Annotated in this window: 8 protein-coding genes; 2 read left to right on the top strand and 6 right to left on the bottom strand. The window is 43.4% G+C overall.

Features of this window, described 5'->3' with window-relative positions; all coding sequences use genetic code 11:
- Positions 1–279 precede the first annotated feature (279 nt).
- Positions 280–729, top strand: coding sequence for a YtoQ family protein (locus GDK41_RS06455; protein WP_152085634.1), 450 nt, complete (start codon positions 280–282; stop codon positions 727–729).
- 228 nt (positions 730–957) lie between these two features.
- Here the strand turns inward: GDK41_RS06455 and GDK41_RS06450 are convergent, their stop codons facing one another.
- The 6 genes from GDK41_RS06450 to GDK41_RS06425 form a co-directional block, all read right to left on the bottom strand.
- Positions 958–3,402, bottom strand: a complete 2,445-nt coding sequence (locus GDK41_RS06450) for a glycoside hydrolase family 15 protein (RefSeq protein ID WP_172971564.1) — start codon at positions 3,400–3,402, stop codon at positions 958–960.
- An 11-nt stretch (positions 3,403–3,413) separates the two neighbouring features.
- On the bottom strand, positions 3,414–4,907 hold the full coding sequence (locus GDK41_RS06445; protein WP_152085633.1) for an MFS transporter: 1,494 nt from the start codon (positions 4,905–4,907) through the stop codon (positions 3,414–3,416).
- Between the two features lie 2 nt (positions 4,908–4,909).
- Positions 4,910–6,796: an alpha-amylase family glycosyl hydrolase gene (locus tag GDK41_RS06440; protein ID WP_232056536.1), complete on the bottom strand. Its 1,887-nt coding sequence runs from the start codon at positions 6,794–6,796 to the stop codon at positions 4,910–4,912.
- A 109-nt stretch (positions 6,797–6,905) separates the two neighbouring features.
- Positions 6,906–8,750 (bottom strand): glycoside hydrolase family 13 protein, encoded by a 1,845-nt coding sequence (locus tag GDK41_RS06435; RefSeq protein ID WP_442960196.1) that lies wholly within the window; start codon positions 8,748–8,750, stop codon positions 6,906–6,908.
- A gap of 19 nt (positions 8,751–8,769) precedes the next feature.
- Positions 8,770–10,263 carry a tryptophan halogenase family protein gene (locus GDK41_RS06430; RefSeq protein ID WP_152085632.1) on the bottom strand — a complete coding sequence of 498 codons (1,494 nt, stop codon included), beginning with the start codon at positions 10,261–10,263 and terminating at the stop codon, positions 8,770–8,772.
- A gap of 81 nt (positions 10,264–10,344) precedes the next feature.
- The gene (locus GDK41_RS06425) at positions 10,345–13,167 is read right to left on the bottom strand and encodes a TonB-dependent receptor (protein WP_152085631.1); all 2,823 of its coding nucleotides are present in this window, start codon (positions 13,165–13,167) and stop codon (positions 10,345–10,347) included.
- Between the two features lie 647 nt (positions 13,168–13,814).
- On the opposite strand from GDK41_RS06425, the gene GDK41_RS06420 reads away from it, so the two are divergent.
- Positions 13,815–15,434: an alpha-glucosidase gene (locus tag GDK41_RS06420; RefSeq protein WP_152085630.1), complete on the top strand. Its 1,620-nt coding sequence runs from the start codon at positions 13,815–13,817 to the stop codon at positions 15,432–15,434.
- Positions 15,435–15,483 lie beyond the last annotated feature (49 nt).

Raw genomic sequence — 15,483 nt, 5'->3', positions numbered from 1 at the left:
AAGCAAGAAAACCTTGTCGATAGCAAGGCAAAAATTTCGTTATTTAGTTGTTCTAAATGAGAAATTTTTAACGCAGCTGTCGTCAGGTTTAATCCTTCAAAAGGATTAAATGTTATTGCGGATTGGTATGACACATTGCTTGCTCGATACAATCGGGCAAGCATCCATGTTCTCGCTGCTAATGACTGGTTTATTCCACAAGAATGATTAAGTATTATTACCAACTAGTGTCACTAACACATATCTCTGACCTTACCATTAACCGATAGAGGAACCATAATGACATTAAAAGTATATCTTTCGGGCGAGATACATACCGACTGGAGAGATCAGATAATCTCTGGCTGCAAAGCTAACAGCTTAGATATTCAATTTTGTTCAGCCGTAACAAACCATGCCGCAAGTGATGCAGCTGGTGATTGTTTAGGGAGCGAGAGCAACGGCTTTTGGCGCGACCACAAGTCGGCCAAGGTTAATGCCATGCGTACCAAAACCATGATTGAACACTCTGATCTTGCGGTGATCCGCTTTGGTGAGCAATATAAACAATGGAATGCCGCTTTTGATGCTGGATATTGTGCTGCACTAGGTAAACCCTACATCACATTGCACGATGAATCACTGGTGCACCCTCTTAAGGAAGTTGATGGCTCAGCACAAGCTTGGGCAACCACCCCTGAGCAAGTGGTTCAAATACTGGGCTACTTACTGTCTGATCAGTTAGACTAATTTCAAAATAGCGAGCCGACGACATGAAACAGCAGGCTTTATCGCCTGCTGCTCATACCAACGTCTTATACCAATTGCATTAAATTGGTGATCAGATATTGCGACAGATAAATGGCTTAGTAACAAGGCAAATATTTCGCTATGTAGTTATTCTACAAGAGAAATATTTAACGCAGTTAATGAGTTATTTAGCTCGCTAGAATGATCTATGTATTAATAAAATTGGTATTAGTTTAGCTTTTGCTCCACTATTGGGTAGTGGTCCCATACTTGTTTATCTGCCAGCGACCTTATCAGCTTCACATACTCTGCATGCGTCCACGCCAGTGGGGTTGCTGAGTTAGTGCCCTGTCCAAACTTATAACCTCTTGGGTTAACGCCCACATTGTCCCAAACTTGCTCAGGTAACATCATGCCTTCGTTAGCAAATAGCTCCATACCTTTTACATAGGTTTGTTTTATTTGCTGCACTTTATTTTTAGACAAATGATTGTTTTGAACCGCCGATGCGATTTCATAATGGCCTCGTTCACCGGTGAAAAATGGCCATACGCGACCACGTTGCCCTGGAGTGTTCTTACCCCCTTGCGCATAGTTTGTGCCAGTAACCTCATCTTCACCATAACCATCGTTACCATAGCGTCTGTACCCTGGGTAAGTGCCATTATGACCTTCAAAAGTGAAGCTATATTTAACGCGTAAATTATCAACCATGCTTTCATCTTCATACTCAGGCAAGGTGGCCAGAATACTTGGTGCATCAGCCGAGCGTACGCCGTAACGTACCAACTCTAAAAAGCCACCATCAATAATGGCTTTTTTATTCATACCTTCACGACCATTATTGCTGTTGATTTTACTATCGCTATTAGGGTTAGAGTCTTGTCCTATTCTAAAGAAGTACTGTCCGTCCGCAGCTTGGCTTTGCGCCTGCTCTTTAAGCACACCTTCGCTGGTAAACATCAACGCTTCAACTTGTTTGTCGTATTGCTGTGCCACTTCAAGGTAACGCGCCGCTGCTGCCACATCACCGCTGCGTTTAGCGATATCAGATGCCGTCACAAGTCCAACAATCACCGCTGCGGTTGTCGACGGAGAATAGCCATTTTGCTCTTCCCAACGCTCTTGCTGTGTTGCCGGTGGCGTGATCTGCGTGTCATTCCAGAGAATTTTCGCTGTACCACCGTGTACTAAAAAGTCTGCAGCTGGTTTTAACATTTTGCTATACCAAAAGCTTAATTCTTCATCATCGAGCACATTGGCTTGATGTAACTTCCATGCAAGCATAATTGGCATGGCTGTTTGGTCTAACTGCACACCAACCCACTCAAGCTCGCCATCAACATGGGTTTTCTGTAAAAACCAGCCGGTATCACCATTATTGCCAGGCGTAGAGTCTGTTACTTGAACTTTTTCTAAATACTCAAATGCTGTTTTAGCCGTTTGCGTATCTCCCATCGCCATAAAGGCCATAGCTACCTGATAGAAGTCTCTTACCCACACGGCTTTATAACCTGTCGACCCTTCAATCGCTGGCACCGTGTCACCCCATGGGTTAGATAATGACGCAATCAAAGCACCCGCGTAGCTTTTATCTTCTTGCGCTTTTAACACCATCGCACTGGTATGTAAAAGTTTACCTTGATCAGCACTGTACTGTGTTAAGCGAGACATTGGCTTTAACGACGAAAGGTAGTCTTCCCAGCCGATTGCATCGCCTTTGCCGTTATAGGCGTCAAGGACAGTTTGATATCCTTTAGAAAGGGTTTTACGTGCTTGTTCAGCACTTGCTTTTTGAGACTTACCAAAGCTAAGCACCATATCAAAGTGCGCACTTCCCTTAACTTCACCTAACCTACCCAGCAAGCTCACATTGCCAGATTGTTCACCCGTAGCGGTATATGTTTGTTCAAGTTGCTGAGTGTTCATAAGCGCAGCAAAATTATCACTTTGCCCAGTAAAACCAACTGATGCTTCTTCAAAACCACCCACAGCTTGCAAAGTAAGATAGTTGTCGCCTTCATAAGCGACTAAACCTTGCTCGGTGACTTTGGCAAAATCGTTAACACCATTGTTATTGATGTACGGGTTTGCTGACACATAGGCTTGAACAGGGGTATCTAAACTTGTTTTTATTTGTGCTCTAACGAACAAACTTTGTCCATCAGGGTCTGTGAAAATGTGCTTTTCAAGCTCAAAACGACCCAACTTATCTTTGCTAAGCACTTTGTAAGCAAGTGACAACGGGCGACCTTCAGCGTCTTTGTGCAAGTAATCAACTGAGATCTCAAACTCACTTGGGTTACTCTCAGCCACGCTAAAGGCATTGCCATTAGCGTCAATGCCTGTGACAACAAATTGCATGTCTTTGAGCTGAGCTTGGTGAATTAGACCAAACATGGTTTCGGTTACCATCCCTTTCGCTATCGAAAACCACACTTTCGAGACAGGGCCCGTGATTGCTTTATCACTGTATTGACCATCGACATAGGCTTCATACGACGTGCCAATACCGGTTTTACCTGAATATGCCCAATAAGGCTTATCGCCAGGAACACCCGGTGCTATAACCGCCGACACAGCATCTGCTTGATTGCTATTTTGCGCACTGCCACACCCTACAAGGCTTGCTGCGATTAGTGCCATCGTTAATTTGTTGATTTTGTTTTTCATAAAAAGCTTCCCTAAGCTGCTGTCGTTTTTACACGTAAAACCGACACGGCTGCGAAAATAAAAGATACCCCACCAATAACCAGCGCATAGATAGGCTGGTTTTCAAAAAGGTGTCTTAGAATTAACCCTAAAATACTGGCTGCTAGTAACTGTGGGATCACGATGAAAAAGTTAAAGATCCCCATGAATACGCCCATTTTATGACTTGGCAGTGAATTGCTCAGCATGGCATAAGGCAGCGACAAAATTGACGCCCACGCAAATCCAACACCTATCATAGGTAGCCACAGTAATTGCGGTTGCGAGATCAACATAAAGCTAATTAAAGCACCCGCCCCAAGCAATAAATTCACACAATGTGCTTTTGCTAATCCAATACGTTTTACCATCAGCGGAATAACAATCGCCGCCAAAGCAGCAAAGCCGTTGTATGCAGCAAACAGCACACCAACCCAATCAGCGCCATCGTTGTAGGCCTTACTGGTAACATCTGAGCTGCCATAGTGAAAGCTAGTCACTGCTGAGGTGGTATAAATCCACATAGCAAACAACGCAAACCAGCTAAAAAACTGCACAACCGCAAGCTGTCTCATCGTCGTTGGCATAGTAAACACATCATAAATTACCTGATAGAAGCCACCACTCACACGTTGCTGATTTTGCAAAAAGCCAGCGACGAGCTGTACGACAGCAAAACTAAGCAGTAACGCCGAAAGCAGATACAGCTCCTTTTCAAGCTCAAAAGTAAAGACACTTGCCAATAAGCCACCGCCGAGTACCAAAAATATCATCGCCCCTTTTGCGAAGTTGATTGTTTTTATCGGCCCAGCCTCTTTGTTTTGCGTACCGGTGTTGGCGTCAAACTGTGCCAGTTGCGCCGGGCTGTACTCTTTGGTTTTTACAATGGTCCACATCACCGCTAAGAACAAAATCGCCCCACCAAAATAAAACGCGTATTTGACTGACTCAGGAATTTGCCCATTTTCTGCGGTGTTGCTGATGCCAAACCAATTGGTCATCATCCAAGGCAGTGCTGAAGCCACAATAGCACCCACACCGATAAAGAAGCTCTGCATTGAGTAACCCGTTGCACGCTGCTTTTCATTAAGGTTGTCACCCACTAAAGCCCTAAACGGTTCCATGGTCACGTTGATAGAAGCGTCCATGATCCACAGTACACCCGCTGCAATCCAAAGCGTTGGTGAATTTGGCATAATGAACAACGACAAGGTAGTCAAAATTGCGCCATACAGGAAGAATGGTCTACGACGACCCAAGCGGCCCCACGTTTTATCACTCCAATAACCAATAATTGGTTGAACGATTAAACCTGTTAGCGGCGCTGCAACCCAAAGAATAGGAATATCGTCAACCGATGCCCCCAAGGTTTGAAAAATACGGCTCACGTTACCGTTTTGTAGTGCAAAGCCAAATTGAATACCTAAAAAGCCAAAGCACATATTCCATATTTGCCAAAAGCTCAGGTTCGGTTTTTGTTGTTGCATGGCTAGTCCTCAAGTAAATAAACCGCACTGGCACGTGGGGCTAAGGTAATTATGATTTGGTTGTCTTGCACGCGCACGCTGGCATGTTGCTCTAACATGTCTTTGGCGAGGTAAGCTGTTTTTTGCCAATCCGCAGGTAAGCGTAATGTGACTGTGTGAGAGTCTGTTGCATCAAAGTTACTAACAACAACCAACTTTTGATTCGAAAAAGCACGTGCAAAGGCCATTACTCGCTGTTGTGCTATTGTGTTTTGAGCGCTCACTTTCACAGGGTGTAACTCCCCCGCCACCACCGCGGGTAATGTACTTAGCGACATCAGCTTTACGTAATACGCACGTAATTCTCGCTGTTGTTCACTCAGCTGAGCACCATCAAACTTACCATTGTTCATCCATGCTTGGTGAGCCGGCACCCCAATATAGTCAAAAATACTGGTTCTGCTTGGCTTACCAAACCCTGCATTTTCAGAGCCGTCTTCACCTACAGCTTGCCCAAAATACAACATAGTTGGCGACTTGCTGATCAAATGAGACACCACCATGGCTGGTTTACCCATTCGTGCATCCCCTGCAAATTCAGGACTGGCTATGCGCTGTTCGTCATGGTTCTCTAAAAAATGCAGCATGTGCTTGGCGATATCTTGTACTTGCAGATGCTGTTCAAGCACCTCTTTAGCGCTGCCTGTTTGTTGCATCAGCGCTTTTAAACTATCGTAAAAACCAACTTTGTCGTACAGATAATCCATTTTACCTTTGTAGATATAGTCTCGATAAAGCGCGGGGTTATATACCTCTGCCAGCAAAAATGCGTCAGGGTTTTTCATTTTGATTGATGAATTTAAGAAGCTCCAAAACTCTACAGGTACCATCTCTGCCATATCGTAGCGAAATCCATCCACACCGCGTTTAAGCCAGTAATGGGTAATATCTCGAAACTTGTACCAACTATCAGGTAAATCGTGCTGCTGCCAAAAGGCATAATGCTCAGCAAGCGGTTTTTTGGCAAAACCTGCAGGTAGTCGAGGAAAATCATAACTGCCGTCAGGTTTCACACCATAATTTACTTTTACGGTCTCGTACCAGTCATTGATGTCTGGCTGCGCAGCTCTTGAGCCGTTTCCGGTCCATTTCGCTGGCGACTCTAAAAATTGCCCATCGCTTTGTGGGTGAGGCTGGCCACCCAAAGGTTCGTAGTTATCACTTATTGGTACTTGAAAGTCTTCTCCAACAACATAATAAAAGTTGTTGTCTCTAGCGTATGCTTTGGTTTTATCGTCATTAACACCAAAATCTACCACACCCTCTGGTGCTGATGCTGACTGATAATTTCGAGCAACATGGTTGGGCACGATATCAATCACCACTTTCATTCCCGCTTGATGGGTACGGGCAATTAAGGCATCAAACTCCGCGAGTCTTTGGCTAGGGTCAACCGCTAAATCGGGGTTAACGTTATAGTAGTCTTTCACTGCATAAGGGGAGCCCGCCCGACCTTTCACCACATCAGGGTCATCTGCAGCAATACCAAATTTGCTATGATCGGTCACCAATGCGTGATGCAACACACCCGTATACCAAATATGCGTGGTGCCTAGTGCTTTTATTTCTTGTAGTGCTTTTGGTGTAAAGTCAGCAAATTTGCCAACGCCGTTTTGCTCAACTGTTCCCCACGGTTCGTTGGCCGTTTCTTTGTTGCCAAATAGCCGAGTAAAGACTTGGTAAACAACAGGCTTACTTATTTTTGCATCGCTTGATGAAATATCATTCTGTGTTTTAGACTCATGCTGCTCTTTATGCTCAGAGCAACTCATCAGCGCAGTAGCACAGATCAGGCCTATTATTGAGCGCTTACACCTGCCCAGTGCAACGTTTGATTTATTATTTATCATTAAACTTGTCGTCACTTGTTGTTGTCATAATGTGGCTTATTGCAGTCTACCTTGGCTTATCGCACAGGTTGAACCGCCTGCATACGTATTCACCACTTTGATTCACACGCTAGTCATGCTTTAGCAGTAGTAACTTAGCACCCATTTTGGGTATTTCGACAGCTTGAGATACATCAACCAACTCTCCTTGAAGCAAGTCTATCGCCGTTTTTGCACCTGCTAATATCTCTTGGTAGCGCATCATATCTACACGTGTTGTTTGTGAGTTCTTATTCAGTAACACCAAAATACTCTGAGTATCTTTTTGGCGAACATAGCTGTAAATACCAGAATACGGCGCAAAGTGGGTTAATGTTCCTTGGCTCAATGCCGGGTAAACTTGGCGCAAATGCGTGAGTTTGCGCACATAGTTTTGCATTTGGCGTTGTGACTTGCTCAGCCCTTTCGCGGTTCGCGCGTCTTGCCTGTGACCTTCAAAACCACCAGGAAAATCAATGCGTATATCACCATGATCATTCGATGGCGCATTGTCTAACAACACCTCCGTGCCATAATAAATTTGTGGAATACCGCGGGTACTCAACAACAGTGTCATTGCCAATTTGGTTTTATCTAGCGACTGATGCAGTTTAGTAAATACTCTACTCATATCATGGTTATCTAGAAATATCAGTAAGTTGTTGGTGTCTGCGTATAAAAAATCATTGGCTATCGACTGATACACTCTGATCCATCCAGTGTTCCAGCTTTCTTCTTCATTAAGTGCTTTGATAATCGCTTCTTGCAATGAAAAGTCCATTACACTTGGTAAACTTGAGCGATAGCCATCTTGATTGACTTTGCCGCGCTGCCAATATGATGCGATAGCAGGATTGGTACTCCACTCCTCTCCCACAATATTAAAATTGGGGTATTCCGTCATAATTCGTTCGGTCCAGTTTGCTAAAAACGTCTTGTCTGAATATGAGTAAGTGTCGACTCGAATACCACTGAGGTCGGCATATTCAATCCACCAAATCGCGTTTTGGATAAGGTATGTCGCAAATAAAGGTTGTCGCTGATTCAAATCCGGCATACTGGGCACAAACCAACCATCATTAAACTGCTTCTTATCAAACTCGCTGGCATGGGGGTCTTGAATGGTTTGCCTTGCATGACTCGTTCCACTGAATTGACCATCAAAATTTAACCAATCGCGCGTTGGCTTATCGTCAACCCACCAATGATTTAAACCACTGTGATTGAGTACCATATCCATGATAATGCCAATACCGCGCTGCGCAGCTTGTTGGGTTAGTGCACGATACTCATCATTGGAGCCCATACGAGAGTCAATTCGGTAAAAATCGGTGAGTGCATACCCATGATAAGAATACTGCGCCATATTGTTTTCGCGCACAGGTGTAAGCCAAAGCTGGGTGTACCCCATATCTTTGAAGTAATCTAGGTGCGCTATGATGCCTGCGAGATCTCCGCCATGACGTCCGCCGCGATAAGCTGGATTGGCTTTTTCTAGCATGCCCGCAACGCTGTCGTTCTCAACATTAGCATTGGCAAATCTATCTGGGTTTATCAAATAAATAACATCTTTACTTGAAAACCCTTTTCTCTGGGCACTGCCTGGCTGGCGCGCCAACAAGGGGTAACTGACTTGCTCATATATGCCTTTTTTGCCAACTTCGAACAATAACTCACCTGGCTTTGCATCAGCGCTGATACGCAAAGTCACAAAAGCGTAGTTGGCGCTGTCGCCAAAATGAACCTCGCTCAGGCTCACCCCCTCATAGGGTGTTAAGCGAATATCAGAACCTGCAATATCCGTTTTACGAACCATAATTTGTACGTCAGGGTGTTTCATACCCACCCACCAGTTTTTAGGCTCCAGCTGGTATGCCTTCGTTGAGCCTATAAAGGCACAAAAACTCACCATTATGGCAATAAAAAACATTTTCATGTCATACTTCACTTTGTTGTTATAACTTGGCAAGAAACTGCTCATGACTAGGCATGGCTGCAACGGTCTGTTGAATAAGCGTATTGAGATTGCTCAATAGCTCAGTTCTTTGTTGCTCATCAATTGCATGAATAAGCGGGTGTAACTGCTCTGGCTTTAACCCCTGGCCGATAAATACCTGCTGCCAAGCGACCTCTGCAAACAACTCATCGTCTTCGCGTATCAACTTGCCTATTTGTGCAAACAAACTGATTTTTTTACTGAGGCTTTGTGGTATTTCCATGTCTTGGCACTGTCGCCAAAAATCTGAATCTTCACGCTCATTTAACTTGTAGTGCAAAATAATAAAATCGCGGATACGTTCAAACTCAACCTTAGACTGCTCATTAAAGAGCGCGACCTGAGTTGGCTCAATACCGTGGTGCGGAAACAACTTAACCAGTCTTACGATGGCCGTTTGAATAAGATGGATGCTGGTTGATTCTAATGGTTCTAAAAAGCCGCTCGATAAGCCAATGGCAACCACATTTTTATGCCATTGCTTGCGTCTACGCCCTGTTCTAAAGCGGATAAGTTTTGGCTCGGCTAGGGGCTTACCTGGTAAGTTATCCAACAACATTTGTTTTGCTTGCGCATCTGACAAATGTTTACTTGCATACACCAAACCATTGCCAATACGGTGTTGCAATGGAATTTGCCACTGCCAACCACAGCCATGAGCAATCGAGCGAGTATATGGAGCACGCTTGTTGTCACTGTGCTCGCAAGGCACAGCCAGCGCACTGTCACATGGCAACCAATGAGACCAATCTTCAAACCCCGTGCTAAGGGCTTTATCAATGAGTAGGCCATGCATACCAGTACAATCAATAAACAAGTCGCCCTGCACTTGCTGGCCGCAGTCTAATTCCAGTGCAGCAATATTGCCTGATTTATGATCTTTAATAACCTCTTTGACCGTGCCCAGAATATGATTAACTCCCATGCTTTTGGCATGCTCTGTTAAAAACTGGGCATACAGTCCCGCATCAAAATGATAAGCATAAGAAATGCCTGGAAGCTTGGTGCCGGGGATAGCATTGAGCTTTGCGAATTTATGATTTTTTGCAGCTTGGTAGTTTAATGAAAAATCCCAGAAATCTGAGTCATTCCCTTGCTGTTTTGCATGTAACCAATGGTTATGAAACTCACAAAATGGAAAGTCTTTGCCTATCGCCCCAAAAGCATGCATATAACAGCTAGTTTGCGTGCCCCAACCTTCAAACTGAATACCCAGCTTAATGGTCGCTTTGGTGGCTTTAATAAATGCCGTTTCATCAATCCCCATCGCACTATTGAAAGGTTGTAAAGGTGGAATAGTGGCCTCCCCTACGCCAACGGTGCCAATATCTTTTGACTCAAGCACTGTTATATTAAGTAGCCTACCCATTACCTTTGCTAGGAAGGATGCACTTAACCAACCAGCCGTGCCACCTCCAACAATGACTACATTCTTTATTTGCTTTGCAGACATAGTAACAACCTCTTTATAGCGTGATACAAAAAAGCCCTTGTTTTTAAAGACAAGGGCTTTGACTCAATCGCGTGTCAGCGATTAAAACTTATAGCTTAATCCTAACATGTAAGTACGGCCATAATCTTGGTAGTCACGTACTTGCAATGCGTTGTCACCCGATAATGCAGTGAACGGCTCTTCTGTAATGTTTTGAACCTGCAGAGATACTGACAGACCTTCTAACTCTTTAAAGCCGCCTTCACCAAAGTCATATCCTAACTGAGCATCCCAAATTGTTTCACCTAAGATATCAACCTGTACAGTATTGAAACCTAAGCCGTAAACATCACCTTTAAACTCGCTACGTTTACGCATACTGGTACGCGCTTGGAAGCCGTGGTTTTCATAGTAAAGTGTAAAACTTTGAATGCGATCAGATAAGCCCGGTAGTTCATAGTCATTGTTATTTTGATCTTTAATATCCGACTTAACCGCTGTGTGGCTCGCAATAATACCGAAACCCTCTAAGCTGTCGTGGAAGATATTAAATGGCAATGCCACTGACAATTCGTAACCCCACAGGTCACCACCACCGCCATTCACTTTGCCTTTGCCTGTACCACCAGAGTTCGCAGGCACTTCTCCCGATACAGGGTCTACTACGCCGCTCATATCTATTTGGTATTGACCATCAAAGATCCACTGCTTTAAATCCTTATGGAACAATGCAACAGAGAAGTACCCTTCAGCACTGAAATAGTTTTCATACGTTAAGTCAAAGCCAACCGCTTCTTTTGGCTCAAGTGTTGGGTTGCCCCCCTCAACTTCCCAGTAGTTACCGTTTTCATCCGGGCGCTGGTTATATTTCGCATTAATTGACGAGTTCATTTCATCAAGACGCGGGCGTGAAATCGTCTTCGCTGCGCCAAAACGCACGGTTTGCATCTCATCAAGTGCGATTGATAAGTTTAGACTTGGTAACAAATGAGAGTAGTCATGTTCAACAAGAGTCGGAGTCATAACTACTCGGCCGTCTACTTTATCAAACGCGTTACCTTTACCTGTTTGCTCTGTTTTTACATAGCGTAAACCAGCATTACCAGTCACAGGCAGGCCCGCAATTTCCGCGTTAATATTTGCTTGTACAAATGCTGCTGTTACTTGCTCTTCAACCGTCCAAGATTTAGTTGCATGACTTGGATTTGTTAAGCTCTCAGCTAATAAATCAAATTGACCATCAGCAACCATGGCGCGTGAGTCATAGGCAATCATATTACCCATGCCGATAAAGTCTAAGTTTGCACTGCCTAAGCGATATTGCTCTGGAACAGTTAACATGCCTGGGTTATCAGGGTAAGAAAAACTCGCAACGGTCATAAAATAACCTTCTGAGCGTTTAGTTTTCTCTCTATCACGATAAGATAAGCCAAACTCTACACTACTCACAAACTCGTTATCCAATGCTTGTTTAGCAGCAAATTTTAGTGCATTTAATTCATCTTCAATCGTTGGCGCATTAATAAAGCCATCTTGTAGTTGGTTTTCATACGGATGGTATTCATAGTCACCATCAGCATTTTCGCCACCAACTACACCATATTTTTCATTTAACGCGGAACTCCAGCCCCAAGATAACGGACCGCCAATCTTAATTAAGTCGTAGTCACTGTAATCGAGTTCATGGGTAAACTGCGCTCCGGTATTACCACCCGAGAATGCATAACCTAAATTATCAGCCACTCCTCGGTCATTACCACGACCTGTTCCTGAGTAGCTTTCTAAGCTCCAGATTTTCTTTTCTACACTTGAGTGGCTGGCATCAAGCTCAAGTGTTAGTGATTCATTCACGTTATATTTAGTGTTAAACCCAAATGCACTCAACTCGGCCTTACGATCTTCGTAGTCATTACGCACAACAACGCGTTGACCCTCAGTCAGTGCGCTAGTTACAAAGCCAGTAGCTTCATCAACAGTGGCATTTTCACCGGCGATGGAGCCCTGTCCCCATGCAAATGGAATTTCAATACCACGTAATATTTTTTCGTCTTTAAAATCAACATAAAGTGCATCAAAAACCATTGATAAGTTGTCTGTCGGTGCCGCTTCTAGCACAAACATCACTGAATCTCGCTCAAGCGTTGAAGAACGAACAAAAGGTTTGGCACCACCTAAAATAGAGTATTGCTTTCCATTTGCTTCAAACTCAGGATAACCCCATGCATTCCAGCGCTTTTCTTGGTTTGGCGAGGTCATTGTAGTAAGCGCTAACGCAACACCAATCGTATCGTCATTAAACTTATCAACATAAGAGAAAGTACCGCGCAAACCCGCATCTTTCCCATCTGGGTTTAGCTTATCAAAGCTGGTTTTCTCATACATGGTATTTAGTTGAATGATACGCTCATCAGTACTTAACGGTTTGATTGTTTGCATATCAATCACACCCGCAATACCTTCTGCTTCGAGGTTGGCACTTGGTGTTTTATAAACCGTTACACCACTCATAACCTCTGATGGGTATAAATCGAACTCGACACCACGGTTATCAGAGATTGATACTTGTTCGCGGCCATTAAATGTTGTGGCGCTTTCGTCTTCTCCAAAACCACGTACGCTTACTTTACTCGCTCGGCCATCTAGACGCTGCGCTGTAAGTCCTGGCAAGCGCGCAATTGACTCAGCAATTGAAGAGTCAGGTAGTTTACCTATATCTTCGGCCGAAATTGACTCCACAACTTCAGAAGAGAAACGTTTTGTGTTGATAGATTCAACAACACTGGCACGAAAGCCTTTCACTTCTATTACTTCTACTTTCTTATCCGCTTTTTCTTTTGCCGTTTCTTCAGCCGCATAAGCTGTGTGTGATACAACTCCAGCACCAATCAGTGCAAGTGTTAACATACTTGGTTTGAACATAGACATAGTGTTTTATCCCAATTACCCAATTTATTACTGGCCACCTTATTATTGGCTGCTTTGTTATATAACAAGCGTGTTGGCGTCCAGCTACTTTTGTTGTCAGGATGCATATTAGCCCTGAGCCAATTTTTTAAACAACTTTATGCATACGTATTCAAACCATAGCCGACTGCACAGAGTTTACATTTAATTCACATACCAAAAGCTACCAACTTGATTTTAAATGATTTTTAACCATTTTATTCGTGCAGTTATTGTCACAAATATATAGCGACTCCTTGCTTTAAACTTAACTTGATTTCTTATTTTTGTCATAAAAAGTCGTTATGCATTACCTAAAACAACCTGACAAAATTATATAAAGTACAATTGGTATTACCAATGTTTTTATTGAATAATACTGAATATATGCACTTTTTGTTGACTGAAAATCAACCTACAAGAATTGGTAAACTTTTATTACACCTCTGTTTATAACCATATTGATGCATTTTTTCCGTCTCTGATTAAGGTATTTACGATGCATACGTATGCAACTTTTTTACAGTATTTGGGGGATAACGTATGCTTTTGCCCAATATTGCCGCAAACCAATTATATAAAACAATTTAAAACGGTAGTGGCATTGAGCAAAGATTTGGAGAATATGCATGGCTCAACAGCAGTGGTGGAAAGGTGCGGTGATCTATCAGATATACCCTCGCAGCTTTCAAGATACAAATGGCGATGGCATTGGCGATTTACCAGGGATCATAAACCGGTTAGATTACATCAAGTCTTTGGGCGTTGATGCGATATGGATCTCGCCGTTTTTTAAATCTCCTATGAAAGACTTTGGCTACGATATTAGCGACTATCGCGATATTGATCCGATGTTTGGTACCTTAGATGATTTTGATACCTTAATAGAGCAAGCACATCAGCGCGATATAAAAATCATTATTGATCAAGTATTAAGCCATACTTCAAATCAACATCAGTGGTTTATTGAAAGCCGTGAAAGCTGTGATAACGACAAAGCTGACTGGTATGTATGGGCAGATGCAAAACCTGATGGCAGTGCTCCAAATAACTGGTTATCTATTTTTGGTGGTACAGCTTGGCAATGGGAACCAAGACGTTGCCAATACTACTTACACAACTTTTTAACCGAGCAACCCGACTTGAACTTTCACAATCCAGACGTACGAAAAGCCGTGCTGGACAATGTTGAGTTTTGGCTTAAAAGAGGTGTTGATGGGTTTCGTTTAGATGCAATTAACTTTTGCTATCACGATGCACAACTTCGTGACAACCCAGCCAAACCAAAAGAACTTCGTCAAGGTCGCGGGTTCAGTGAAGACAACCCCTATGCGTTTCAGTATCATTATTACAACAACACACAACCAGAAAACCTTGCATTTATGCAAGAGATCCGAGCACTGCTTGACCTCTATCCAGGCACGGTGAGCTTAGGTGAAATCTCTTCTGAAGACTCCTTGCAAACAATGGCTGAATACACTGCCGATGGCAATAAACTGCATATGGGTTATAGCTTTGAGCTACTGACAAAGGATTATAGTGCACAGTATATCCGTCAAACAGTGAGCACATTAGAATCTGTGATGACTGAAGGCTGGCCTTGCTGGGCATTTAGTAATCACGATGTAGAGCGTGTAGCCAGTCGTTGGAGTAAAGACGGTAAAACGGTGAATGATCAGCAAGCAAAAATGCTTACTGCATTACTGGGCTCTTTGCGCGGTAGCGTTTGCATGTACCAAGGGGAAGAGCTTGGGTTAGGCGAAGCAAGCGTTGCTTTTGAAGACTTACAAGACCCATATGGCATCACGTTCTGGCCCAACTTCAAAGGTCGTGATGGCTGTCGCACTCCAATGCCTTGGGAGCCAAAACAAGATAACTCCGGTTTTAGTTCTGCTAAGCCTTGGTTACCCGTATCTAATGAACATGTATCTCGTTCGGTACACTCTCAAGCACAACAAGACAATTCTGTGCTCAAATTTTATCAAGAGTTTATGGCATGGCGAAAGCAAATCCCTGAACTAATATATGGTGATATTGAGTTTATAGAGACAGCTGAACCAACATTAGCGTTCTACCGAAAGCACAATGGCAAAACACTATTGTGTGCGTTTAATCTAGCACAGACACCAGCAACACTTACGATCAGTTTGGATCAACCCGATGAGTGCCAGCTACGTCATCACACAGCTAGCTATGATGGAACTAAAATCAACATGCCAAGCTATGCATGTTATTTTGCCTACCTATAATACCGACGAATCATTTTTAGCCCTAAAAAACCCCTTTAAAGGGGTTTTT

Origin of the sequence: Pseudoalteromonas sp. A25, from assembly GCF_009176705.1 — a bacterium.
Lineage (GTDB): Bacteria > Pseudomonadota > Gammaproteobacteria > Enterobacterales > Alteromonadaceae > Pseudoalteromonas.
Note: the sequence above shows the minus strand (reverse complement) of the source record. Positions and strands in the feature narration are given on the sequence as shown.

Bases quoted from the DNA above. Each gene is read 5' to 3' on its own strand.
- GDK41_RS06450 (WP_172971564.1), bottom strand. From the start codon at position 3,402: ATGAAAAACAAAATCAACAAATTAACGATGGCACTAATCGCAGCAAGC.
- GDK41_RS06435 (WP_442960196.1), bottom strand. From the start codon at position 8,750: ATGAAAATGTTTTTTATTGCCATAATGGTGAGTTTTTGTGCCTTTATA.
- GDK41_RS06420 (WP_152085630.1), top strand. From the start codon at position 13,815: ATGGCTCAACAGCAGTGGTGGAAAGGTGCGGTGATCTATCAGATATAC.
- GDK41_RS06440 (WP_232056536.1), bottom strand. From the start codon at position 6,796: ATGATAAATAATAAATCAAACGTTGCACTGGGCAGGTGTAAGCGCTCA.
- GDK41_RS06445 (WP_152085633.1), bottom strand. From the start codon at position 4,907: ATGCAACAACAAAAACCGAACCTGAGCTTTTGGCAAATATGGAATATG.
- GDK41_RS06425 (WP_152085631.1), bottom strand. From the start codon at position 13,167: ATGTCTATGTTCAAACCAAGTATGTTAACACTTGCACTGATTGGTGCT.
- GDK41_RS06455 (WP_152085634.1), top strand. From the start codon at position 280: ATGACATTAAAAGTATATCTTTCGGGCGAGATACATACCGACTGGAGA.
- GDK41_RS06430 (WP_152085632.1), bottom strand. From the start codon at position 10,263: ATGTCTGCAAAGCAAATAAAGAATGTAGTCATTGTTGGAGGTGGCACG.